Consider the following 24218-nt stretch of genomic DNA (forward strand, 5'->3'; position numbering starts at 1 on the left):
CATTCATCCAACTTGCTAGCGTATTAGAGGCTGGCCAATCTGGGTAAATATTTAAGACTTTAATCGCTTTTCCATATTTTAAAGAGCGTGCATTCCATGTTACACCATCCTCAGATTGATAGAGTTGGTAGCCACCTAGACTTAGATCTGGTACAGCATCCCATTTTAAACTGGCATAGCTCTTTTTCTCTACAGCATCCCATTTGTTGTTGACATTTAATCTAAAATCTCCTGCTGTCACAACTGCTGAAGCCGATACTGAACGCTCTAGACCTTCTTGTCTTAGTAAATAGGTTCCACAGATAAGTAATAGCAGTACACCAACCAGTGAACGTTTCTTCTTTAATTTTTTCATCAGCTTTTCCCTCTCCTCTTTAACACTAAACTCAGTGGCTCTTTTTTGTAAAAAACAACTGTTTTTTACAATTTTTAGAACAAGAAAAGAAAAAGCTTTAGAATGTTATCAAATCAACACCCTAAAGCAATATTATACATATTAAAAGCATAGGCATTCGCTGTTGCAATTAACAGTTGTTACTTGCAAACGTCATTATATAATAGGTTAATACCAGCGTCAAACATGCTATTAATTCATAATAAAAAAACGACCATTCATTCTATGCCAACAAATAAAAAAGCACTCAAAAGGATAACTTTTCGAGTGCTTCTTCAGTATTTAAATCGGTCTATTCAGAATGGCGTTATATAACACCATTCATATAGATGACTTAGTTAAATGACATAATGATAACTTTGTCTTCAACAATATAAATATTTCTTGTTTGTTCCTTACCATCTTCATCTTTATATTTGTATTGACTCACTTGACCTTTAGTAGCACCATCTAAGTCTCCAAACATATCTTGTAATTTTTCTTCATCTTGGTCACCGATGAATTTTTCAGCAGCTTTAGAGCCAGATGCCATTTCTTGAACAAAGCTAGTTGTATCTTCATTTAATAGCTCTTCAATTTTCTTATCATCTTTGATTACTTTTGATGGTTTACCTAGTTCTTTTTCTAAATCTTTCACGCTCATACCCATTGTTACGTTGTCAAAATCTGTAGTTTTCAAAGCTTTTGCTTTGCCACCACAAGCGGCTAATAAAATGGTTACTAATGATAATACAGTAAGTAATGATACTAATTTTTTCTTCAAAATATTTTTCTCCTTTTATGTTTGTAAGAACGCATTCAAGACCACTTTAAACTTTATTCTTACAACTTTAATACTATGTAACTATTATCTTATTTCTAATTGTTATGAATGAAAAAAAGATAGATTTCCAGTCTATTCCCACTTTTCGCCAACTCACCAACATGTTACACGTCTCCATGATACTATATTTCTGTATGAATTTCATTATTTTTATGATATAGAATCTTTTGAGCAAAATAAGACAGCGTAACCCAATCATCAGATAACCTTCCTTTTAAGTCTATCTCAACCAATTAAAAGCAAAAAAATAGTCGAGATAACACTTAAAGGTTTTATCTCGACCACATCCATTACGACTTTATTTTTCTATTTTACCAATCAATCGATTGACTTCTTGATTATTTAACATGACTGTTAAAGTTATGATTTTCACAGGAATCATGACTGCAAAATTAACTAGCCTTGCAGGTAAACTTGCAAACATGACAGGCCCCATCATCATATACAGCCAAATAGAGTTTAGTACCAATGTAACGACTGACTCTACTACTACTGCAGTAATAATGCGTGTCATTGATTTGGGTTGCTTATATAAAAAGGCGCCATAAATCGCTCCCTTTAAAAAAGCTGTTACCGAAAATCCTGGAAAAAAAGCTGCGCCTGATGGAAATAAAAAAATACCAATCAAGTCTGCTCCAAATGAAGCAATTCCAGCCAATACCCAACCAAATAAAATACCAGTTACTGCAATTGGGAAAAAGTCAAAACCGATGCGAATAAATGGCAATGTAATCGATGCAAATCTTGTAAAGATAATTTGCAAAGCGACTAATAAACCAAGAATCGCAATTTTTCTTGCGTCTAACGTTAGATTATTCTTCATAACCTATCCACTCTCCTTTTTTCAGAGTTTACCAAATAGGAGAAGAATAGCTCTTCTATAAATGGCAGCGAATGCAGAAATAGAACCGCAAATCAAAAGATTTTTCGTCCACAGGCAACATCCCATCCTGTTGGCACTTAACGCGCTATTTCTTACTCTGTCTTTCATTTCACTCTTACACTATAAAGGATTTTAAGTGGTTATTCAAGTTGTTAGATTGCTTATTGATAGGTTGCTTCAAAATCAGCTATTGCACCGATTAGATTCGCATCATTGTTAAAATGACAAACTTCAATTTCAGGCATAAATGGGGCAATTTCCATCTGCTCTAAAATCTTTTTTAAGTGGCGTCTAATATTGGGTAGTAATGGTTCATAGGCCGAAACACCTCCACCAATAATAATTTTTTCAGGATCAAAAGCATATTGGAGATTATATAGACCTTGCGCTAAGTGAAAATAAAATGCTTCAACCTCTTCGATAGCGTCTAAATCGCCTTCATTTGCTAGCTTAAAAGCTTCCTTTCCAGTCAATGTATCCTCAGCTAACCCTTTTCTTTTAGCTAGTCTACGTGCCATATTCACAGCTGTGCCCAATTCACTAAAACTTTGCGTTTCATTGAGTAACATATAGCCAAATTCTCCACCAAATAAATGTTTACCATGTTGAATTTTTCGATTCACGATTACTGAGCCACCGATTCCTGTGCCAACAACAACAAATAAAACATCTTGGCAGTCTTTCGCAGCCCCCTTTGCGACTTCTGCTAAAGCAGCGCAATTTGCATCATTTTCAATTGAAATCGGTAAGGCTAACACTTCTGTTAACTCTTGATGAATCGGAAAATGATGCAAATAAGGTAAAGCACTCGCACCTTCAATACAACCTGTTTTTTTATTCACTGCGCCTGGGCTACTAATAGCAACACCCTCTAATGAGTGTCTATCTCGATAGGTGTTCTTTAATACCAACAACTGTTCACGTAAATCTGGCCAATTTTTTGGTGCTGGAAATTGTCCTTTAGCGACCAATTCTTCTTGTAGCCAAATACCATGCTTGATGGCTGAACCACCAATATCAATTGCTAAAATTGCCATGCTCTACAGCTCCTAATCTTTTGTTTCTAATGTGTTTTCTTTCATTACTTGGCTCATCCATAAACCACTTTTCTTCACATGTCTTGCTGCTTTGTCTGCTAAATCTACTTGGTAATAACCATAACGATTTTTATAAGTGTTTAACCAGCTCCAGCAATCTGCAAAAGTCCACATGTGGTAACCAAAACAGTTGGCTCCCTCTTCAATAGCTTGGTGTAAATAACTTAAATGATCGCCCACAAATTCAATACGATAATCATCTTGAATCATGCCATCTTTCAAGAATTTTTCTTCCCCTTCAACACCCATACCGTTTTCTGAAATATACCAGGGGATATTACCATAATTTTCTTTAATATTTACTGCAATATCATAAATTCCTTTAGGATAAATTTCCCAGCCACGATGAGGATTCATGACACGCTCTGGCCATTCATAGTTTTCATAAAAATGCTCAGGCATAATGGCTTCATTTGGATCCACTGGTGTTTCTCTCTTTTGAATTCTTCTTGGTTGATAATAATTTACCCCTAAAATATCAATTGTATTTTCAGCAATACAAGTGAGGTCTGACTCTCCATAGGTTGGCATTAAATCTTTGGCTTGAATAAAGTCAATTAACTCTTGAGGATAAGTTCCTTTAACTGCTGGATCTAAGAAGCTACGGTTGAATAGCAGATCTACCAAGTTTGCTGCAGCAACATCCTCTTTATCTTCACTTCTTGGATAAGAAGGGGTTAAGTTTAAAATAATCCCAATTTGTCCATCAAGTTTTGCTTCATGATAGCTTTTAATTGCTTTTGCACTCGCCAATGCTGTGTTAAAAGCAACTTGAACTGCACGTTTCATATCTACGACACATGGATAATGGAATTGATACAAATAACCGCATTCAACAACAACAATTGGCTCATTGAAAGTAAACCATTTCTTGACACGATCTCCAAAAAGTTCAAAGCAAGTTTCAGCGTAAAATTGATAAGCCTCTACTACTTCTCTGCTTTCCCAGCCACCTTTTTCCTGCATGAGCATTGGCATATCAAAGTGGAATAAATTCATCAAAGGTTCAATACCTTCTGCTAATTGCTTATCAATCACGCGATTATAAAAGTCTTTGGCTTTTGGATTTACTGTTTTTCCATCTGGCAATAAACGTGCCCATGAAATAGATGTACGATAAGAATTCATATTGATTTTTTTCATGTTATCAATTTCTTCAGGGTACATCTCATAAAAACGAGAAGTCTCAGCAGGACCTATTTCTCCCCAAAAACGTTCTGGCTCCGTTTCAAACCAATGGTCCCAAATTGTTGGGGCTTTCCCATCAATTGTACTTGCTCCTTCTGTTTGTGGTGCTGAAGCTGCTGCTCCCCATAAAAAATCTTTTGGAAATACTTTTTTCATCATTCCCCACCCTTTCACTTATGTTTATCTGTCAAAATTTGTTCTGATTCTACCCATTGTCTAATGGTTGTTTCATAGAGTTGAACATATTGTGAGTATATCATATCTAGTTGAATTAGCATTGGAATTTGCGGAGAAATTTGACCTAAAGCTTCCTCTTCTGAAAGCTCGGGCGCCACTAATACATGGTGACTATGAGGAATCAATTGCGACTTGCGGTTGGCTGTAATCAACAACACTTCACAGCCCTTTTCCTTAGCTAAGCGCATACTTTCTTCCAAATGACAATCTTCCCCACGCTGTGAGGCCACAATTACCAAGTCTTCTTTTTCAATAAAATGAGCACTCATCGCAATCGAATTATTATCACTAATCACTTGAATATATTTCCCCAATCTAGCGAATCTAAATTGTAAGTCCATTCCAGCATAAGAATTAAAACCTAATCCCCAATAATGAATCAGCTTTTTCTCATGAATGGCCTGACAAAATTTGGTAATCACCTCTGGTTTATACTGCTGATCACTAGTTGTGGCTAGTGCATGATAACTAGCAGCAATACTAGTAGAAATTGGCCGTTCCTGCTCTGAATGGGCAAAAGAAAGCTGATAAAGGAAAATTAATTCCTTATAGTTATTTAAATTCAATTTTTTAGAAAATCTTGTGATGGAAGCAGGAGAAACTGCTACTTTTTTTGATAATTCATCAATACTTAAAGGTGGATTCTTCCCTAGAAAATAGTCAGCAATGACTTGCTCAACACTGGTAAAATTAAAACGCTTTGATTCAATCAACATAAACAAATTATTGTCTCTCAATAGGATTCACTCCATTATTCTCATTTCTGATTTAAGCATAGGGGAATTTCTTGTGATTATCAATAGCGAAATGCAATGGTCTTAATTTCTCCTGGCTTGAATGTACCTAGTGCAAACGCTGATTGAATAGAAGGTGTTGTCAGCAGGTGTTCTTCAAGATTTGTAAATCCAACTGTCGCTTCCTTTGGAAAATTCAAAACGCCAGCCTCAACCGGATTCGTAGCTGGATTATAAAGACGTAAGATCAACCATTCTCCATTACGACTACGATTAAAGCTACTGAATACAACTGCATTCAAATCACTGATATCTAAAAGTTCATTCGCTGTTACGGCTTGTCTAAGAGGATTAGATACAAAATATTTTAAGGTTGTTGTGAAACGATTTAATTCTTGAATTTGATAAAATGGGACAGAAATTGCGTATTGCTGGAAGTCTTTCATGACTTGAGCAGGCTCAAACAAGCTATCTAATTGAATAGCAACTTTAAAACGTAAGGTTTGCTGTAATTGACTATCTGGTGTGGGTACATACTGAAACTCATTGCCAGAAGCAATACCTGGACGTCTAATTAAATCGGGTCTGCCTAAGAAACCGACACTTCTGAATAAAGTCAATGCAATTTGGCTGAAATCATCCCCAACAATTTGATATTCCTTTATTCCTTTACTGAATAAAGTCACACTTTTATCCGCTTGATGCAGATTCACACAATGTAACATAGGGAAAATTGCCGTTGGTTCTTCTCTCCACCCTAGAGCCTCCCATTCATGTAAATGCGGGTCAACTACTGGGCGCTCTGCGAAACCAAAAGGTGTATCAGCTATTGATGTTTGCGCTGCAATCCCTGTTTCAACAACTAAACGCATCCGATGATCATCGCTTTGGTTATCAATCAATAAATGCAACGCCACTTGCTTGCTATTTTTTGCTAAAGTGATTGTTAGTGTATATGGGATTTCTTGATTTCTTAGCTCTTGGCTACGAGCAGTTAAGTCTTTTGCGATTGCCCACGTTCCTTGAAGGGTCATTGTTTCTTTGAGCGGACCTTTTTGAACGGTAACTTCTGCCTCAGAGAAATCTAGCTGATAATGGTCATCTTGATGTGCGGGAGAATAATCATAGGTATCCCCTTCATCGCCACTATCTTCCACCCATAAAAAGTTGACTAAAGCTTCATCTGTTTTTTTATTGAGCAAATTGCACTGACCTTGTTTTAATTCAAGTTCATAATATACATTCTCAATTTTATTCGCTTTTTGAACTGGAATGATTGAAGCTTCTGTTGCTCCAATCTCTTCAAGCTCCAACTGAAGATAGTCTAACGCTGGTAGTGTTAATTCTACCGTTAAGTCACTAATATAGTAGTAATCTTCCTTTTTGTAGGTAGATTCATCACGTCTAATCGAGCCATTATACTGCGCTTTTTGCGTATTTAATTGGTAAAGGACTTCTTTTCCATCCAGCCATAACTTGAACGATTTTTGTTTAGTTGAAACTTGGACTTGAACTTGTTTTTTACATTTGTATGGTAAAGTGTTAAAAAATAGTAAGTCATTTGGTGCCACAACTTCTCTTGATTCACTGATTTTTCGTGTTAAATAATCAATGATTGAGTAAGAAATTTGATCTGCTTCTACAAAGCGGTTATTAATAATACGATTGGTTTTATCACTATTACAGCCACCCGCACTATCATGTGCATGATTTCTTAGTAATAATTTCCAGACTTTATCGACTAATGCTTTTTTATAAGAAATACCTAGTTGGTCTGCCATCGTCATTAATGGTTCTACTTGATAAATCATGCGGCGTTCAATTTTATCGTTCATATATTTATGATCATATCTTGAAGAGTAAATAGAACGATGAATTTTAGAAACAGAGCTTGAAATAAACTCCCCCTCTACAACGGGTAAATCAACTTCACTCTTCTCTATTTCATCAAATAAAGCTGGGTAATGACTTTCAACAAACGTACGGCCTGTACCTGCTAACTTTTTCTCATAAAAGTCAATGCGTTCTTTTAAATTATAATCGACATAACGTTGATCGCCACCAACAGGCAATGCAATATCTGGTAAAGTTGTATCTTTTTCTACTGTTTCCAAAAGACCAGTCGCATCATCAGAATAAATTAAACCGCCACCAACAAAGTAACCATTTTTTATATTTAAAGCTGTTACTTTCGAACCATCCTCGCTTTTCCAAATAAATTCACGTTGGGTTGCTTTATCATTTGGAACGCCACGCCAAAATACAGTACGTTGAATATCCATTCCGTTATATATTTTAGGCATATCTTTTCCTTGTCCAAAAGAATCTGGTAAGTAACCAATTCTCATGACACCACCAAGAGCATCAGCTGTTTCAATCCCAATTGCTAGGTTGCGAATAATAGATTCTCCACTAATAATCAGCTCATCTGTTTGTGTATACCATGGTCCGATAAATAATTTCCCTGCTTTCACAAGCGCTCCAAAGCGTTCTCGGTGCTCAGGAACCACTTCTAAATAATCCTCTACGATGCTTAGTTGGCCATCTAATAAATAATAATCTAGTATCCCCCTTTCGAGGGCATCAAAAACTTCGTCCATATGATACGTTAATTGGACTAAAGATTCATTACTTGTAAAATACCATTCAAAATCCCAATGTGTATGCTGGATTACATGTACGTTTTTTTTCATTATCATCACCATATTCCTTGAATTAAAAAGCCCCACCTCTTCATTTAAAAGAAGTGAGGCACATTTTTAGTAACTAATTTGATTCATTATTTCTGTTAGTTTTGCTGGGTCTGTTTCATTTAAAATCCCATTTCTAAAATCATCATCAATTAATTTTCTTGCAATTAAGCTAAGCAATTTCAAATGATCAGTTGCACCTTCTTCTGGAATGGTTAAAGCAAAAGCTGCATGAATTGGTTTTTTATCTAAAGCATTCCATTCAATTGGTTGCTCAAATTTCATCAGGAAAACACCCGGTTTAAACACTGTTTTATTTTTACAATGAGGAATCGCAATCCCATCTTTAAAGCCAGTTGTAGCTTCTTGTTCACGGGCAACTAATCCTTGATAATAATCTTCTGCTGAGGCAACAAAGCCTTTTTCAAAAGCAGCTGCTGCAATTTTTCTAAAAGCTGCTTCCCTACTGGTTGCTTCTTTATCGAACACAATATGTCCTTCGTTAAAAATTTCTTTATTCATTTTCTACTGCCACCTCTTCTTCTATTGCCAACATCATTGGTTTTCTTGTGAAACCGATAATCAATGCTGTTACTAGCACTCCTGACAGAACACATAGAATCCAAGTGATGAATGGGACAGGCTGTTCAATATATCCGATAAATGTTCCTAGAGGCGAACCAATTCCCCCAAAGAATTTACAGCCTGTTGCTGCCGCTAAACCACCTGCTACTGCTGAACCTGAAACACTCGCGATAATCATACGAACTGGATCAGCTGCTACAAATGGAATCGCACCTTCTGTTACACCAACCATACCCATTCCAAAGGCTGCTGTTGCTGCCACTTTTTCGTCTTTGGAGAATTTCTTTTTAAATAAAATAGTTGCTAACCAAACACCAAGTGGGGCAACTGAAATCGCTGCTTGTGTTGCAGTTTGAGGAACAAAGTTTGCACCTTGGATACCATTCTTAGCAAGTGTATCTGTAAAGATTGCTGTTCCGAAAATTAATGCGGTCTTATTAACTGGACCACCTAAATCAAAGCCAATCATTCCACCTACAATCACACCAATAATAATTGGAGCGCTGCTGTAATTGTCATTTAGCCAAGTTAAACCGTTGTACATACCATCCATTCCGGCGGCAATCGGTTGTCCAATGACGTAGAAGACTAAAAGTGAAATGATTAATGTCGCAATAAAAGGAATAATCATAATTGGTACAATTGGTGCTAAAATTCTAGGCCATTTGATTTTCTTCAAGCCTTTTACCAGATAACCAACAATGAAGGCTACGGCAATTGCTGCGATAAATCCACCACCTGCTTTGGCACCCAATAACTCTGCATCATTGGCAATATACGCACCAATCATTGCGGGTGCAATCGCTGGTTTGTCTGCAATTGAATTGGCAACAAAACCTGCAAATAACGGAATCATTAATTTAAAACCAACTTGTCCAACTGCGAAGAGACGTGACATTAATAGTCCCATTGAATCACTTGTATCAAAGCCCCAGTTCACAATACGACCTAAATCATCTTTTTGAAAAGCATATAGGTTTGCAATGGTTAAAATCAAACCTGCTGCAATAACCATTGGCACCATGTATGAGATACCACTCATTATGTGAGTAAAGAAACCAACTTTTTCTTTATCATTTCCGATTTGAATTTTCCCAACTTTACTGCCTTTCTTACCAAATACTTGTGCTTCTGTAAAAGCCTTTTCAATTAAACCTGCTGCATCTTCAATTGCTGGAATAGATTTTGTTACATATACAGGTTTCCCTGTAAAACGAATAAGATCAATTTTAATATCTGCTGCTATAATGACTAAATCTGCTTGCTCAATATCTTCATGTGTTAAAACATTTTCTGCGCCAATAGCGCCATTTGTTTCTACTTTGATATTGTAATCTTTTGCTTTGCCCGCTCTTTCTAAGGACTCAGCTGCCATATACGTATGCGCTATTCCCGCTGCACAAGCCGTAACCGCTACAATGTTTTTTGTCATAATCGTTTATCTCCTTTTTCTTTAACTACTGTTATCATAAGATGCGAAGGAAGCTATGTAAATGCTTTCAGCCGATTCTTGAAGCAGTTTCATTGTAAACGCTTTTCATGAAAAAACTATCAAAAAAAGTACACATCTAGGTGTACTTTTTTAATCAACTTCACTATATTTAGCAATCCAACCATCTTCACTGAATAGCTCTCCTGCTAAACCGTCAGAAAGCTCGACTAAAGATTGCCCTTCCACCGAGATTTCTATTGCTTCTTGATTTTCTTCAAAAAAGAATAAGGTGTTAAAAATCGTTTCATCTACTGATTCTTTTATCAGCCTAAAAATAAAGGCTTGTTCTTCATCAGTAAATCGCTTTAATTGCTCTTGTAATAAAAGGGCTGCTGGTGCTTTAGCCTGACCATCCTTTAACCACTGCATTTTTTTAAAGGAAGCATCTCTAACTTCCTTCATGAATTTTTCTCCAAATAAATTTAACCCTTGATTTTCCATTTCACTACTCCTTGTATAAAAATAAAACATAGGAAGATTCCCATGTTTTATTTTTAGTTAGATTAAACATCTCTTAAGACAGTAAAGCCACGACCCATGACTTCTGTTGCATTCATAACAACAACAAAAGCATGCTCATCTATATCAAGGATGGCTTCTTTAACTTGTGTAAAATCATCATCTGGCACAACACACATGAGTAATTTTTTATCTCCATTTTGATAACCACCTTGGGCAGGTAAGCTTGTCATTCCTTTATTCACATCGTGAAGGACTTTTTGTTGAATCTCTTCTGGATAATCAGAAATTATCAAAATGGTTTTTGAGGCATTGATTCCCACTTGAATCATATCAATGACCTTACTTGTCATAAATAGCGCAATCAATGAATACAAACCGGCTTCAATCCCAAAGACAAACATGGAGGATACCACAATAATCCCATCAATGAAAGCAACACAAACACCAATTGAAAAATTTGTATACTTATTTAAAATTTGTGCGATAATCGCAGTGCCCCCAGTAGAGCCTTTGCCTCTAAAAACAATCCCTAGTCCTGTGCCAATCAAGCCGCCACCAAATAGGGCAGCGACTAATGGATTCATTGTCCAAGGTGTCCAACTTTGGGTTAAAAATACGAACATTGGAAAAACAATTGTACCTAATGTCGTTTTAATGCCAAATTGATAGCCTAATACTAAAAATCCTACTGCTAATAATGGCAAATTAATCGTATATTGAATAATAGCTGGGGTCCAACCGAAAACATCATTTAAAACGGTACTTAAACCACTAATTCCTCCTGATGCAATATGATTAGGTAAAAGAAAAACATTAAATGAAACAGCCATAATTAAGGCGCCGATCACAACATATGCATATTCCATGATTTTCTTAGGTTCTTTTTTACTCATTTATTTAGCCTCCATCTTAAATATACGTCAAATTCGCATATTTCCATTTTTATTGGTTTAAACATTGTTCGATGTATTTACAAGATGTTTTTGCTCCTATCAGAGCTATCCAAACACGCTAAAAAGCAACAGTACTATTCTACTATATTTCACCTTTGAATGATAGATAATGACCCATATTTTTCTGGCAACAAAAAAACAAGCTACTTATATGACTGACTAAGTAACTTGTCTCATTCCTTACTAAAAATTAAATCTACCTCAGTAAAGGGATCAACTTGTGTAAGGCTTTCATGTTGTTCTTCTTACATCCATTGCTCTAATTGACTTTCCTGCCTTTTTTCCTCTTGCCAAATATCATACAACATTTCTTCATCCGCAATCTCAGTGAGCTCTAGTTGTTTAAAATAAGGATGATACTACACATCAAGTGCCGCTAATATTGTCCAGAGCTCTTGGCTAGTTTGTTCTTGAAGAGTAGCAATCATTTCCTTGCTGATAAGCATTGATAAATGAGTATCAATGATAGCCTTCACTATCAAATCAGTTCATTTAAACAGGCTAATTAACCAACAAAATCCGCTACAAAGTCATCTACAGCTTTCAAATAAGTAGCTTTTTGTTCAGCTGGAATCCAAGCAATTTCAAAAGAATTTTTTGCCAGTGTCACAATATCTTCTGGTGTTAGCCCATATGCTTCACTTAATGTAAAATAATCATCAGAAATATAACTTTGGAAATAAGCTGGATCATCAGAGTTCACGGTGACTTTAACGCCTTCATGTAACAATTGCAGAATTTCTTTGCCTTTCATATCATCCACAACAAAACCATTTGAAACGGGACAAGAAGTTAAGCCAATGCCATGCTCTTTTGCGTATTGTGTTAATGCAGGACTTTCTACAATATTTGTGCCATGATCAATACGATCAACTTGAATATCTTCTATCACTTGTCTAATATGCTCAATGGAATTTTCTTGGTCAATATCACAATGCATCGTAATCTTAAAACCAGCCGCTTTCGCTTTTTTAAAGACAGCAGCAAATTTTGACGGTGGATTGCCTTTTTCATCAGAATCCAAACCAATTCCTAAAATTTTATCTTGATAAGGCAGTGCTTGCTCAAAGGTTTCTTCGGCTGATTCAGCTGACATATCTCTTAAGAAACACATGATTAAAGCTGACTGAACACCAAATTTTTCACTTTCTTGAATAGCGCGATAATAGCCATTAATCACCGTTTCAAAAGGAACCCCTCTTGTTGTATGTGCTTGAGGATCAAAAAATAGTTCTGCATAACGAACGTTATGTGCTTGAACCTTTTCAAAATAAGCCATCGCTAATTGATAAAAATCCTCCTCATCTTGCAAAACATTCATTGCTGGATAATAAACATTTAAAAAAGAAGGTAAGGAATCAAATTGATAACTTTTACGCACTTCTTCAATTGTCGTTTGACCAATATCAATCTTGTTTTTCTCAGCTAATGCTAGCTTTAATTCAGGCTCTAAGGTCCCTTCTAGATGAAGATGAAGCTCTGCTTTTGGAATCCCTCTGACAAATTCTTTGGTAACATTTGTTGGCAACATACTTTGGACACGCTCCTCGTTTAAGTTATGAAATGAATCTATTCTTTCTCTTCTTTATAATGTCATAAATAGGCAATTAAGTCAATACGATTTAGAATATAAACAGAGTAACATTCGTGTTTTAAAAAGAAAAAACCTATTATTTTTTATTTTCACGGAAAAACGTTCGTTTTTAAAGGGTGTGATTTAATTAGATATACCATGACTACTTTCTCAAAAGCTGGCTTGTTCGGTCATGGTCTTTCAAAAGTTTACATCTTGTTTCTAATTTGGGGAAGGTTCAGAGTTGAACTGTGTTCAATCTGTATCATGTTTCTAAGGATTAAAAATCCTAAGAAGCATGACAAATCCTAAGAAGCATGACAACTGACAAGTTTTTTTAATTGAGGACGATTAACGAAATATTCTCGATGTTGCTTTCTTAAATAGCCTTCTTCCGTTAGTTTTTTCAAAGTATGTGTATAATGTCTGTAACTAACCCCTAAATATTCTGCCATTTCAATATGTTTTTCGTGATAAATGCCATCTATTTCCACCTGTAAAATAATCTCTGCTAAGCGATATTTTAGCTCATAGGATTGATTTCTAGAGAAATGCTCTGCCCGAAAAAGAAGTTTTTCACCGATGTATCGCGCGATTTTCTTCAAAAAAATTCCTTCTTCTTTTTGAGCGATCTTCATTGGTACCGCTAAACAAATCGTATTGCCGATTGCTACAACATCTTTAGGTGTACTTTCCGCCCCAACCACAGTTAACTCACCAATGAGATCTCCTGTAGTTAAGAACTGAAGCAAGATTTTTTTGCCATTCTCATGAGTCACATAAATTTTAGCTTTCCCCTTTATGATGAAGAAGAGCTGCTCTAAAGATTTTGTTGCTTGTGTAATATATTCATTGTTTTTATATTCCTTGATTTCAGCCATACTTAACAGATTTGTTGGAAAATAAGCATTCATCCTTTCCAAATCAGTTGTGCTCAAGCCTTGATAAACTTGAAACCTACTTTGTTTCATTTTTCCACCTCATTAATAGGAGATATCTCCTATTATCATAACATACTTCTCGTTTATACTAAGCATATTGGTAAGCTTAAAGGAGCTGTTTATAATGAAAAAATTGATTAAAACATTTATATTCTATGTATTAAGTGCTTTTGGCATTAGTTTAACAATCAAAGCAAGTATTGGTGTGAGTAGCTTTAATTCTATGAATGTCGCAATAGCCGAGGTCCTTCCTATCAAAGTTGGAACAATTACAACAATTACCAACCTAGCTTTTCTTTTGTTCTGTTTCCTACTTTCTAAAAAGAATATTTTAAAAGATTATCTGCTCATCTTTAGCGCGCTCATTTGTTTTGGGCTTGTCATTAATTTTTTCTTATATGATATTCTTTCTCCTATTACCATTGATGCTTATTTTCTAAACGTTGGGCTCTTTATTTTAGGAACAGGCATTGCTGGTTTTGGAACAGGGCGGGTTTTAGCGATTGGTGTACTTAAATTCCCTATTGAAAAATTTTGTGAGCTATTAGCTACAAAAACTAGGCATTCATTTGCTTGGTATCGCTACGGTCTTGATCTTTTATTTGTAACGACTTCTTTAATACTCTCTTTTGTATGCCATTTGCCTATTCTCGTTAGAGAAGGAACTTTACTCAGTTTATTTCTATTATCTGGCGTGATTTCCTGGTCAAAAAACTTAAACTTACAGGCTTTATCATAAGGCATAAACTAACCCAATCAATCCTCACTATTGAAAATTGATTGGGCTACTGTTTATTAACCACAAATAAAGAACATAAAAGTACTTCACAGCTACAAATTTATTACGATACCGCCATTTTTTTATTTAAATGTCGTCAGTTTTTCTGCTGGTAATCGAACAGATTCATAACCTGACTCCACAGCTTTCCCTATTGATAAAATCATAACAGGCACATAACGTTCTGAATCTAAATCAAAAGCTGAGGCCAACTGATCTGCTTCAAACCCACCAATCGGATTTGTATCATAGCCATGAGCTCTTGCCACCAACATCAACTGCATCGCTGCTAAACTCGCATCAATTTTGACCACATCATTCATCGCTTCTTTAGATAAATTTTGATAAAGCGGAATAATCGCCGATAATTGCTGTTCCTTTACCTCCTTTGGCATTTTCCCAGCCTCATAAGCCTGTTGATAAATCTCTTCGCCATGCTCATAACACTGCATATCGCCAAAAATTAAAATCATTGCTGATGATGTCTCATTTTGAGTAGTATTAAAACGAATCAATGGACGCAATTTTTCTTTTCCTGCTTCAGAATCTACTACTACAAACCGCCAAGGCTGCATATTAACAGAAGAAGGTGCCGTTGTAGCTTTATTAAGCATCTCTAACATTTCTTCTTGTGAAATTTTATACGTACGATCATAGCTTCTAATCGACTTTCTACCAAATACAATCTCTGAAAAATCATTCTTTACTTCTCTTGTCATGCTCAAAACCTCTTTCATTTATTTAGGTATTATTTCATTTATACTTGTTTCAAACTTTCCAACTAATCTGGCTAATTCTTGTACTTCATCTTTGCTAAATGAAGCATATAGCCTTTCTTGTAAGCCGGTGTGCACGGTTTCACACTTTGCCATTTCTGCTGTTGCTTTTTCCTTTAACGCCACAAATATTTCACGATTATTTGCAGGATTACGCTCCCTTGTTACATAGCCATTTTTTTCTAAAATTTTTAAATGTCTTGTAATGGCTGCTTGATCTATCTGCAAATGCTCTTGAATCGTTACTTGTAAACAAGGTCCTTTTTCTTTTAAAACCATTAACATCTCATAGCGAGTAAGACTGAATCCCATTTTTTCTTCAAAAATTTTCCCTACTTTTTGATCGATTAATTTCATCTGATATAATAATTGACTGATTTCTCTTAATGGCAACAGGAATGCCTCCCTCCTATACATGACGCATCAACAATTGACTTATCAACTATACAATGAAGAATCATAAATTACAAGAATAGTGCTTGATGATGAAAAAGTAAAAACAACCACTATCAAAAATGTCATAGTAGTTGCTTTAGTAGCTATTCAAATAAAAATTGACCTTATTTTGCTGTTTTCACTTTTTGATAAACAAGAAATAAACAGGTAATAAATAGAATAATTGGCAGTAAATTCAAAGGGAAAAATAAAGCAATAAATATCCCCACCACAATTGGTGATTTTAAGATCACAATTGACATACTCGTACTAACAATCGCCACAATTAATAAGGTATCATATTGCGGAAATAGTTGTGCCATTGCAAATCCTTGAATAATAGAGGCAAAGACTACTGGGAAAATATCTCCCCCTGTCCAGCCAGTATTTAAACAGACTTGTAGATAAATGAGCTTAATCAAGGCCACAATACTCAATAAAATAACCGATTCCTTCATACCAACATAAGGAACTAGTGATAATGAAAGCTGACCTGAAAACAATAAATTAGGTAAATAGACAGCAATTAAAAAAATAGCCGCTGAACCAATTAAAGCCATTTGAATCGGTCTATGTTTACCAAAGGAAAAGATTTTTTTCATCCCTTTTTTGAGTAAATGATAGCCTAAACCATATAGCACACCAAATCCTATAAAAGGAAAAATCAACAATAATTCATTGAAGCCCCAATTAGATGTCCCCATTTTACTAACAAAAGAAGGTTGACCAGACATTTTCATTAAAATTGTAAACGTAACAAGTCCATTGATAATAAACACACCATATAGCACTTTCTTTTTCTTTTGTCCTCCAGCCAGAAAAGCACGCTCTTCATCATAGGTTAGCAAATACTGAATGGGATGACTTAATCGCTTCACTCTCGCTAGTATGGACACTTGCTTTAATTCTTGATAATGGAAATAATAATAACGCATTTTATCCGCCTGCCAAACAGATAGTGCAATGACTGAGCCTAAAAGGGCAGCTTCTGGTCCAACACCAGCACCAAAAGATAAAATCAGCAAGGCCATCACTAAACTTCTCAATACAACATGATAATCCAACGTCTTTGTTTGCTTTAATTCAGACATGGCATCATGAGCAGAACGTGGTAAAGCCCCCCATTTTTTATGACCAAATCCAACTAATAGTCCACCAATTAAGCAAATCAGTAAGAGATAGAGATTACCCCAGTTTAAATAAGCTGGTAATTCTTCCCAAATAAACTCTGAAAAAATTCTTTCCAAAAATAAAAATAAAACCGATATCCCCGCCACGATACTGCTTAATAGGATGCCATAAATCAACAGTCCTGTTCCTTTTAGTGCTTTCCCCACATTGCTTCACTACTTTCACTTCATTTGCTTATATCCTATCAAAAATAGCTACTATCCACAAGCCTGACTCTTCTTTAGTTTAAATAACTATGATGAATTCTTTTTAGCGCTTAAAGGGACGCTTATGAGCACTCGTCTAACCTTAGTTATTTCTGAGTTTTCTTAAATCATACACTCCCTCCTGTTAAAAATAAAATAATGACCCCTTTCATGATTTTTTATTAAGTGTTCCTTTTCTTTTACTACCCTCAGCATAAACAGTCATTTTGAAGAAATCATAAAGACTCAATTTTTTTGTTTAAAACAGTGCTATTCCGCAGAATAAATACTATCTATTCATATTAATCTGGCTAGTCCCCCCTTCTAGAGGAATGGCTTCAATCGTGTCTAATTTATGACAATTCCACTCTATTCTTTGAATTCTATTGAATGATGAAACGGGATAAGATACTATATAATTGTTGCTTTAATAAAAAAGCAGACAACATATTCAGGAAGAGGAGAAAGTGAATGAAAAAAATTAGTGGTTTCATTTTGACCTTGTTGTTGGTCATTACATTAACTGGTTGTGGACCAAGTGAAAAGGAAAAAGAGAAAGCAAAAGAAGATAAGATTGCGCAACAAAAAAAAGAGGATGAAAAAGCAGCTCAAAAACAAGCCGACAAGGATCAAGAAGACTTTGAAAACTATCGAGAAAAGCTGATTGGTAAAAAAGTGAAACTTCCTGATACTTTTGGGAAATCCAAAAGTGAGGCAGAGGCGCTCTATAAAACCGTTGACTTAAACGTCAAGTTTGTTCCTGGTAAAACTAAAAGTGTACAAATTGGTGGCTGTTATGCAGAATATGTTTCACCTGGTGTGCTAAAATATGATCTTGAAGGCTATAATAGCGAATATTATGGCTATTACGCAGAACCTGGTTCAACAATTATTTTAGCAGTCTCATTAGAAAACCTGAATGATCCCTATTAAATTAAGATACATTTTCAAAATACATGATACATATGAAATCCTATCAAAAGGATTGATGGAAAAGAGGAAAAAATGAAAAAGTTGATTAAAAGTCTTTTTGTACTGACCCTACTCTTTGTATTAGGAGCTTGTGGAAATAAAGAGAAAGCAGCAGATAAGGAAGAATCATCAGTAGAGGAAAAAGAAAATAAAGAACCTACCTATCAAGAAAGACTGGATGCCTATGAAGCAAATAAAGAAGAAAAAATTGGTGGTCTGGTAAAAATACCAGAAACATCAGGCTATTCTAAAGAACATGTAGCGGCGATGTTTGAACAAGTAGATTTAAAAGTGGAATTTGTTGAATCCACTTCTGAATATGTTGAATTAGGTTTATGTGGTTACCCTAATACTTCTGTAGATGGCATTGTTGAATTTGGAGAAATTGGTGATATGTTCCAAGGTTACTATGCCAAACCAGGAACAACAATTATTGTTCCTCTTCGCTCATCAGAGAATGGACAAAGTGATTCAAGTAAAAGTACTGCAGATGCTACCAAAGATAAAGCCTCTGATTCTAATGCAGAGACAGATCCTTCTGATGTAGCAACACAACTTAAAAATATTAATGCTCAATATGATAAGATGATTGAAAAAGTCCAAGGATATATTGATAATCCAACGACTTATAAAACAACTACATCTATTGAATTTTTACAGGAGTATAATAAATTGCTTGAGGAATTTGGTAAATTAAACACTGAAGCAATGTCAAATGATCAAACACTTCAAATGTTAACAGATATCAACACTAAACATACGACACTTCTATTGAAAATTGGAGAATTACCAACACCAACAAATTAATCGTCACTCTATATTTAGCCAATAAAAAAGATGCATGGATAGATTTTTCCTATCCATGCATCTTTTTATACTGATAAAGGACAAACAGGATGTTCACTGGTTAAAGTTGCTGGCACACTTTCCACTTTAAAATATGAATCAACAAGCTGCTTCAGCTCATTGATGGCTTCACTTGCTCGTTTTGCTTGCTCCGGATTAATCGCTTCAATTACTAAAACAGCATTTTTGGTCTCTTCCGTTAGCATCGTCCTTTGTGCTTCACGCCAGTTTAAAGAGCGACAAACAGCCCCATCATTATCATAATAAATAATTTCTTCAGCCAGTGCAGGTGCATCTGCTTCAGCTCCTAGTGGGAAAAATGATTCGCCACCTTTGGCTTTTCCTAAATGTAAATCCCCACTAAGGACCTCAATATTCTCTCCCCCACAAGGTAGTGCATATTTCATAGAAATACTGTTATAAATATCGACTAATGGGTTAATCGGATAAAAATCTCGATCCTGGCTCACTCTTTTTAGCAAAGCTTCAATGGAAGAGCGTGCTCCTTTTTTGGTTTTAAACTGACTAAAAGCTTGACGCCATTCTTCAATCACTTGATTTTGGCTAAATGTTTCTTCTGTTAAAAACTTCTTAGCTTCTTGCTTGCCATCCTTTAATAATTTTTCAAAATAACTATCCTTTGATTCCTCAACATGATTATCTAGCCCTTTAATCACTAAGACACTAATTTGTGCTTCAGGGAATAACTCCCAAAATGCTGAATCGATCATGATTTGTTTCATTGTTGTTCACTCCTATTCATTTGCTCTTTATTTCCTAATTCAACATATTTCTTCTAAACCCATTATAACATTTTGAAGCTTAATAAAAAAAGAATGGCAAAAAAACCACTCTTTTTTCTTTAAACTATTTTGTTTCATCACTCGTATTGTTAACTTTAAAAAGCTTTGCTGACAATCCTATCAGGAAAAATCCAACTAGATAAAAATAAAGCATTGTTTCATTTTTTGAACCTGTTTGAGGCAATGTTTTTTGTACTGCAACTTCTTTTTTTGTTGTAACTTGAGGCAGTTCTTTTTCTTCTTTTGATTCATTAATTCCTTTTGATTCATTGATTCCTTTTTCTTCTTCATTTATTTGTACTTGAGAAATTTCCTTTGTATCTGCAACGGCTCTTTCTTCCGGTACCTCTTTACCCTCAACTATTTCAGGTGTAACAGGCAGCAATTCTTCTATCTCAGTTGAACCGTCTATCATTTCTTCTTCGTTCTCAGCTACGCGTACTTCCGGCTTTTCTTCTACCACTACTTCTTCTGTTTCTGTTGCTGTTGCTACCTCTTCAGGAACAACTACTTCTGGTATAACAGGCGGTAACTCTTCTATCTCTGGTGAGTCATCAATGATTGCTTCTTCACCCTCAGTGACAATTACTTCTGGCTTTTCTTCTACTACCGCTTCTTCTGTTTCTGTTGATACTTCTTCAGGAACGACTACTTCTGGTAAAATAGGTGGTAGCTTTTCTATCTCTGTTGAATCATCAATAATTGCTTCTTCGCTTTCAGTGACAATCACTTCTGGCTTTTCCGCTACCACTGCTTCTTCTGTTTCTACTGGTACCTCTTCAGGTAGGACTACTTCTGATGAAATAGGTGGCAATACTTCTGTTGTCTCTGATTCATCCACTAGAACTTCTTCTTTACCATGATGCAACAAATCACCATTTGCTGAGCCAGATGTAAAAATATTTTTCACTCGGTGTTCATCTGTTTCAATTTGTGTTCTTTGATAAATAATCCGGTAGTCTACTTCACAACTATTATCAAAAAATTCTTGGTTATTCCCATTTTCAGCTATTTTAGTTGTATATAAGATTGAGAATGATGCCAACCGGGCTTTCTGCCTTTTGAGAACAATTCTAAATTCCTTATCGCTGATAAATTCTACTGAACCAAAGCCTTGATCAATAAATTGCTTCAAAGTTAAAGATTTTTGCCCCAAGTAATCATCAATTTGAAAAGAAAAGCTATCTTGATTGACTGTCTGCCCCACACCTACTTTATCATGTAACACAATGTCAGCAGATAAATCTTCTTTATTTAAATTGGCATTTAAAAACCAACGAACATTGTCAGAATCCCCTAGCATATCTCCTGTTTTATAAAAGAAAGGCAGCTTGCCAGTTTCACGATTTCCAACAGGTCCACTAATGGTTATGTCTTTATTTGCAATATTAACACCAAAATTTGTTTGAATATGCTTTATTTCATTCTCTCCAATATTGGCTACTCTAACACTCAGCTTAAATTCACCTTTAATATGATCTAAATTATTTACTTTATCATTAAAGGTACAAATCGCTACATTTTTATAAATAAGGACCTCGCCTAATCCATTTAAGTCAATCTTACGCGGTAAACCATTCTTTTCAGTTAACCCTTCTAACTCTTTTGGTAAGCTTAAGGTAATCGTATCCCCAGCTTTGATTTGTTGTTGCTGTTTTTCGCTAAACTTCACTTGAATAGAGGTTACTTCTTCACTTACAAAATCAGATTTTTCTAGATTAATCTCATCAACAATTGTTGAACCTGTTAATTCCTGCGCTTGCACAATCTCAGCTGTGACTAAAAAAAAGATCCCCATAACTACTGCATAAATCCCCGTTTTAAAAAACTTCCCCATTTACTCTATCCCATCCCTTATTTTAATTGATTTACATCATCTATTTCTTGTTTAAATGATTATCCTCATTCATGATACATTTTTTTGCTAGAAAATAACACAATTACGCTCATCAATAGCAATATGCCCAGAACAACTAAAACTGTCTGCTCTTGTTCTCCTGTTGCAGGTAAGCTTTTTTTCTGTTGATCAGCTTGCTCCGTGGTAGCTTCTTGACTTGGTATTTCTTCAGATTGCTTTTCAGTCACTTCATCTATTGTATTCATATCTGTAGGATGATTGCCCATATCCTTTGCCACTACAGTAATAACAGCCTTGGCCATACTATTTCCATAAGCATAGGTGATTTCATAATGACCCCTTTGAGCTGTATCCACATCTCCTGTTACTGTTATCTCCTTAAAATCAACCGAATTCCCCGCTTTATCTAGTACATCATCAAAATTATCCTCTGCTTGCCACTTATCCCCAAGATAAATCGTTGCATCATGGACATTTACTACTGTTTGATTTTCTTTTACTGTAATTTGGGCCACACTGCTTATACCACCATACTGATAGGTTACTTCATAAATGCCAGCTTGGCTTAAATTCACTTGCTGATCATCGACTATTAATGCCTGAAATGCAACTGGATTACCCAACTTATCAAATGCCTCATCAAAATTATCCTCTGCTTGCCAGGAATCTCCCACATAAATCGTTGAATCATGGACATTTACCTCAGTAAAATCTTGATTTTTTTGATAAACATAAGTGACTGTCTGCTCTTGATCGCTTAAAATTCCCGTAGCATTTCCAGGTAGCCTCTGATCATCTAATGTATAGTCATCAATCATAAGTTGATAGTTTGCTGTTGTTGCATCATACGTTTCTCCAACATAACCACCACTAATCATTTGAGGCGAATGAATCTCTCTCCCATCTTGATCCACATATGTGATGATGACATCTTTTGCAGCAACTAAATTTGGTTGCCATACATAAGTATCACTTTTCCGCATCTGATTAAATTGCTTCATAAATTCTTTACTTGTCCAGATATCCTGCCCTTTCGGGAATGCCTCTGTACCTGTACCAACATTTTGCCATTTTCCTGTATAACCATCGCTGACCATAATCTCAGGTAAACCAGCATCAGTAAAAGTATTCCCATAAAACCTAAAGTTGCTACTTAATTTAGTGTTTTTAACGAGTTGTTTTTTTGAAAAAACCTAGACATAGCATAAGAATTTGAAGCATCTAACTTGCTAAAATCAAATCCTGATAAGTCTAAGTATGTGAGCACACTATCTCCCATGAAAAGTCCTTGTACAACATTTACAGGTGTAGCCTGCCATTTAGATAGGTCTAGTGTTGTTAATTTAGGCATATCTGAAAAAGCATAAGTTAGTGTTGTCATATTACTTGCATTCCAATTAGAGACATCTAGTTGCTCCATATTGAGACAGCCATTGAATAATGAAAAAATCGTTGTGACTTGAGAGGTATCCCAAGAAGTTAAGTCTAAAGTGACCAAACTTGAACAATCAGCAAATACACGTTGCATCAATGTTGTTTGAGAAGTATTTAAATATTCAATATTCTCAATAGCTGTTACTTTAGACAAACTATCAAATAAATTATTGATGCTGTTCGCTGCAAGCACAGGCCCATCAAACTGAATTTTATTAATTTGCTTACTCCAACTAAGCCAAGGACTGATACTATATCTTCCATTAGGAGCAGGTACATCAACGAACTCCCCTGAACCAATATGAAGCACACCTTCTGAGGTAATATACCATGAACTTGTTCCAAATCTTCCACTTGCAATCTGACGATTTTCTTTCACGTCTAGTTGACTGCTTGTTGGTAACGGAACAGATAAAAGATCGCCCTTGCTTTCTTCCACTGAGGAATGAATAACTTGAATCTCCTCATCATTGGTTACTTCTGGAATAACTGATTCTATACTTGTTAAATCATTCCTTGTTACTGCCATTTCTGGTAAAACTTGCTCTTCTATTTTTTCTACTGGCAAAGAATCCGTTAATGCTAAATTTCCAGCTACTTCTTCTGTGACAGAATCGTCCTGTTTCTCTGCTAAAGAGGTTAATGGCTGAAAGAAGCCCCATAATAAAACACCAACTAAAGCTATTTTTATTCGTTTCATTTAAATCCACCTATTTATTTTCGTTATTTTACTTTCCTTATATAATAACCTATTTTTATAAATATTGCTATAACTTGTTAACGAATTCCACTAAAGCTTATAATAATTTTGATAAATATTTTTATACGCAATAGATAGTATGCTAAAAAATGGTTGTCTCTGATATGAATTGATCACATAAAATGATT

At 35.3% G+C, this 24218-nt stretch carries 22 protein-coding genes, 1 pseudogene and 1 riboswitch; of the genes and pseudogenes, 3 read left to right on the plus strand and 20 right to left on the minus strand.

Annotation, left to right across the window (positions count from 1 at the left end; all coding sequences use genetic code 11):
- The 13 genes and pseudogenes from BMW29_RS06660 to yeiL all read right to left on the minus strand — a co-directional run.
- A pseudogene (locus BMW29_RS06660) lies at window positions 1–355 on the minus strand (hypothetical protein); the annotation flags it as partial.
- Window positions 356–728: 373 nt separating this feature from the next.
- Window positions 729–1157, minus strand: a complete 429-nt coding sequence (locus BMW29_RS06665) for a hypothetical protein (RefSeq protein ID WP_092651692.1) — start codon at window positions 1155–1157, stop codon at window positions 729–731.
- 358 nt (window positions 1158–1515) lie between these two features.
- Window positions 1516–2040 carry a folate family ECF transporter S component gene (locus tag BMW29_RS06670; protein WP_092651694.1) on the minus strand — a complete coding sequence of 175 codons (525 nt, stop codon included), beginning with the start codon at window positions 2038–2040 and terminating at the stop codon, window positions 1516–1518.
- A gap of 63 nt (window positions 2041–2103) precedes the next feature.
- Window positions 2104–2202: riboswitch (THF riboswitch) on the minus strand.
- A 59-nt stretch (window positions 2203–2261) separates the two neighbouring features.
- Window positions 2262–3137, minus strand: a complete 876-nt coding sequence (locus BMW29_RS06675) for an ROK family protein (protein ID WP_092651696.1) — start codon at window positions 3135–3137, stop codon at window positions 2262–2264.
- 12 nt (window positions 3138–3149) lie between these two features.
- A complete protein-coding gene (locus tag BMW29_RS06680) occupies window positions 3150–4544 on the minus strand; it encodes a glycoside hydrolase family 1 protein (RefSeq protein WP_177165702.1) in 1395 nt (464 codons plus the stop codon).
- 11 nt (window positions 4545–4555) lie between these two features.
- Entirely contained in the window at window positions 4556–5338 is a 783-nt protein-coding gene (locus tag BMW29_RS06685; protein WP_092651700.1) for a MurR/RpiR family transcriptional regulator, read from the minus strand.
- Between the two features lie 80 nt (window positions 5339–5418).
- Window positions 5419–8049 carry a glycoside hydrolase family 38 N-terminal domain-containing protein gene (locus tag BMW29_RS06690; RefSeq protein ID WP_092651919.1) on the minus strand — a complete coding sequence of 877 codons (2631 nt, stop codon included), beginning with the start codon at window positions 8047–8049 and terminating at the stop codon, window positions 5419–5421.
- Window positions 8050–8115: 66 nt separating this feature from the next.
- Window positions 8116–8568, minus strand: a complete 453-nt coding sequence (locus BMW29_RS06695; protein WP_092651702.1) for a PTS sugar transporter subunit IIA — start codon at window positions 8566–8568, stop codon at window positions 8116–8118.
- Window positions 8561–10063 carry a PTS fructose transporter subunit IIC gene (locus BMW29_RS06700; protein ID WP_092651704.1) on the minus strand — a complete coding sequence of 501 codons (1503 nt, stop codon included), beginning with the start codon at window positions 10061–10063 and terminating at the stop codon, window positions 8561–8563. Before BMW29_RS06700 ends, BMW29_RS06695 begins: the two co-directional genes overlap by 8 nt.
- Window positions 10064–10213: 150 nt before the next feature.
- A complete protein-coding gene (locus tag BMW29_RS06705) occupies window positions 10214–10564 on the minus strand; it encodes a hypothetical protein (RefSeq protein ID WP_092651706.1) in 351 nt (116 codons plus the stop codon).
- Window positions 10565–10626: 62 nt separating this feature from the next.
- Window positions 10627–11478: a YitT family protein gene (locus BMW29_RS06710; protein WP_092651708.1), complete on the minus strand. Its 852-nt coding sequence runs from the start codon at window positions 11476–11478 to the stop codon at window positions 10627–10629.
- 565 nt (window positions 11479–12043) lie between these two features.
- Window positions 12044–13069, minus strand: a complete 1026-nt coding sequence (gene add, locus BMW29_RS06715) for an adenosine deaminase (protein ID WP_425431591.1) — start codon at window positions 13067–13069, stop codon at window positions 12044–12046.
- A 350-nt stretch (window positions 13070–13419) separates the two neighbouring features.
- Window positions 13420–14082 (minus strand): transcriptional regulator YeiL, encoded by a 663-nt coding sequence (gene yeiL / locus BMW29_RS06720; RefSeq protein ID WP_092651710.1) that lies wholly within the window; start codon window positions 14080–14082, stop codon window positions 13420–13422.
- 94 nt (window positions 14083–14176) lie between these two features.
- On the opposite strand from yeiL, the gene BMW29_RS06725 reads away from it, so the two are divergent.
- Window positions 14177–14791, plus strand: a complete 615-nt coding sequence (locus tag BMW29_RS06725) for a YczE/YyaS/YitT family protein (RefSeq protein WP_092651712.1) — start codon at window positions 14177–14179, stop codon at window positions 14789–14791.
- A 122-nt stretch (window positions 14792–14913) separates the two neighbouring features.
- Here the strand turns inward: BMW29_RS06725 and BMW29_RS06730 are convergent, their stop codons facing one another.
- The 3 genes from BMW29_RS06730 to BMW29_RS06740 all read right to left on the minus strand — a co-directional run bounded on the left by BMW29_RS06730 (window position 14914) and on the right by BMW29_RS06740 (window position 17378).
- The gene (locus BMW29_RS06730) at window positions 14914–15549 is read right to left on the minus strand and encodes a nitroreductase family protein (protein ID WP_092651714.1); all 636 of its coding nucleotides are present in this window, start codon (window positions 15547–15549) and stop codon (window positions 14914–14916) included.
- 18 nt (window positions 15550–15567) lie between these two features.
- Window positions 15568–15999 (minus strand): MarR family winged helix-turn-helix transcriptional regulator, encoded by a 432-nt coding sequence (locus tag BMW29_RS06735; protein ID WP_092651716.1) that lies wholly within the window; start codon window positions 15997–15999, stop codon window positions 15568–15570.
- Window positions 16000–16166: 167 nt separating this feature from the next.
- The gene (locus BMW29_RS06740) at window positions 16167–17378 is read right to left on the minus strand and encodes a voltage-gated chloride channel family protein (RefSeq protein ID WP_092651718.1); all 1212 of its coding nucleotides are present in this window, start codon (window positions 17376–17378) and stop codon (window positions 16167–16169) included.
- A 510-nt stretch (window positions 17379–17888) separates the two neighbouring features.
- Between BMW29_RS06740 and BMW29_RS06745 the strand changes: the two genes are divergently transcribed.
- Together BMW29_RS06745 and BMW29_RS06750 are read left to right on the plus strand one after the other, a co-directional pair.
- Window positions 17889–18350, plus strand: a complete 462-nt coding sequence (locus BMW29_RS06745) for a PASTA domain-containing protein (protein ID WP_092651720.1) — start codon at window positions 17889–17891, stop codon at window positions 18348–18350.
- Window positions 18351–18422: 72 nt separating this feature from the next.
- On the plus strand, window positions 18423–19196 hold the full coding sequence (locus BMW29_RS06750) for a hypothetical protein (RefSeq protein WP_092651722.1): 774 nt from the start codon (window positions 18423–18425) through the stop codon (window positions 19194–19196).
- A gap of 65 nt (window positions 19197–19261) precedes the next feature.
- Here BMW29_RS06750 and BMW29_RS06755 read toward each other — a convergent pair whose 3' ends face one another.
- From BMW29_RS06755 to BMW29_RS06770, 4 genes are all read right to left on the minus strand, one after another.
- Window positions 19262–19978, minus strand: coding sequence for a B3/B4 domain-containing protein (locus BMW29_RS06755; protein WP_092651724.1), 717 nt, complete (start codon window positions 19976–19978; stop codon window positions 19262–19264).
- A 124-nt stretch (window positions 19979–20102) separates the two neighbouring features.
- On the minus strand, window positions 20103–21875 hold the full coding sequence (locus BMW29_RS06760; RefSeq protein ID WP_092651726.1) for a collagen binding domain-containing protein: 1773 nt from the start codon (window positions 21873–21875) through the stop codon (window positions 20103–20105).
- 65 nt (window positions 21876–21940) lie between these two features.
- Window positions 21941–22993 (minus strand): bacterial Ig-like domain-containing protein, encoded by a 1053-nt coding sequence (locus BMW29_RS06765; RefSeq protein WP_092651728.1) that lies wholly within the window; start codon window positions 22991–22993, stop codon window positions 21941–21943.
- Between the two features lie 56 nt (window positions 22994–23049).
- Window positions 23050–24030, minus strand: coding sequence for a BspA family leucine-rich repeat surface protein (locus tag BMW29_RS06770; RefSeq protein ID WP_092651730.1), 981 nt, complete (start codon window positions 24028–24030; stop codon window positions 23050–23052).
- Window positions 24031–24218 lie beyond the last annotated feature (188 nt).

Origin of the sequence: Isobaculum melis (assembly GCF_900111355.1) — a bacterium.
Taxonomy (GTDB): Bacteria; Bacillota; Bacilli; order Lactobacillales; family Carnobacteriaceae; genus Isobaculum; species Isobaculum melis.

What these genes read in the sequence shown, in the direction of transcription:
- BMW29_RS06670 (WP_092651694.1), bottom strand. Translation starts at nt 2,040, where the DNA reads ATGAAGAATAATCTAACGTTAGACGCAAGAAAAATTGCGATTCTTGGT.
- BMW29_RS06675 (WP_092651696.1), bottom strand. Translation starts at nt 3,137, where the DNA reads ATGGCAATTTTAGCAATTGATATTGGTGGTTCAGCCATCAAGCATGGT.
- BMW29_RS06680 (WP_177165702.1), bottom strand. Translation starts at nt 4,544, where the DNA reads ATGATGAAAAAAGTATTTCCAAAAGATTTTTTATGGGGAGCAGCAGCT.
- BMW29_RS06685 (WP_092651700.1), bottom strand. Translation starts at nt 5,338, where the DNA reads ATGTTGATTGAATCAAAGCGTTTTAATTTTACCAGTGTTGAGCAAGTC.
- BMW29_RS06690 (WP_092651919.1), bottom strand. Translation starts at nt 8,049, where the DNA reads ATGAAAAAAAACGTACATGTAATCCAGCATACACATTGGGATTTTGAA.
- BMW29_RS06695 (WP_092651702.1), bottom strand. Translation starts at nt 8,568, where the DNA reads ATGAATAAAGAAATTTTTAACGAAGGACATATTGTGTTCGATAAAGAA.
- BMW29_RS06700 (WP_092651704.1), bottom strand. Translation starts at nt 10,063, where the DNA reads ATGACAAAAAACATTGTAGCGGTTACGGCTTGTGCAGCGGGAATAGCG.
- BMW29_RS06705 (WP_092651706.1), bottom strand. Translation starts at nt 10,564, where the DNA reads ATGGAAAATCAAGGGTTAAATTTATTTGGAGAAAAATTCATGAAGGAA.
- BMW29_RS06710 (WP_092651708.1), bottom strand. Translation starts at nt 11,478, where the DNA reads ATGAGTAAAAAAGAACCTAAGAAAATCATGGAATATGCATATGTTGTG.
- add (WP_425431591.1), bottom strand. Translation starts at nt 13,069, where the DNA reads ATGTTGCCAACAAATGTTACCAAAGAATTTGTCAGAGGGATTCCAAAA.
- yeiL (WP_092651710.1), bottom strand. Translation starts at nt 14,082, where the DNA reads ATGAAACAAAGTAGGTTTCAAGTTTATCAAGGCTTGAGCACAACTGAT.
- BMW29_RS06725 (WP_092651712.1), top strand. Translation starts at nt 14,177, where the DNA reads ATGAAAAAATTGATTAAAACATTTATATTCTATGTATTAAGTGCTTTT.
- BMW29_RS06730 (WP_092651714.1), bottom strand. Translation starts at nt 15,549, where the DNA reads ATGACAAGAGAAGTAAAGAATGATTTTTCAGAGATTGTATTTGGTAGA.
- BMW29_RS06745 (WP_092651720.1), top strand. Translation starts at nt 17,889, where the DNA reads ATGAAAAAAATTAGTGGTTTCATTTTGACCTTGTTGTTGGTCATTACA.
- BMW29_RS06750 (WP_092651722.1), top strand. Translation starts at nt 18,423, where the DNA reads ATGAAAAAGTTGATTAAAAGTCTTTTTGTACTGACCCTACTCTTTGTA.
- BMW29_RS06755 (WP_092651724.1), bottom strand. Translation starts at nt 19,978, where the DNA reads ATGAAACAAATCATGATCGATTCAGCATTTTGGGAGTTATTCCCTGAA.
- BMW29_RS06760 (WP_092651726.1), bottom strand. Translation starts at nt 21,875, where the DNA reads ATGGGGAAGTTTTTTAAAACGGGGATTTATGCAGTAGTTATGGGGATC.
- BMW29_RS06765 (WP_092651728.1), bottom strand. Translation starts at nt 22,993, where the DNA reads ATGGTCAGCGATGGTTATACAGGAAAATGGCAAAATGTTGGTACAGGT.
- BMW29_RS06770 (WP_092651730.1), bottom strand. Translation starts at nt 24,030, where the DNA reads ATGAAACGAATAAAAATAGCTTTAGTTGGTGTTTTATTATGGGGCTTC.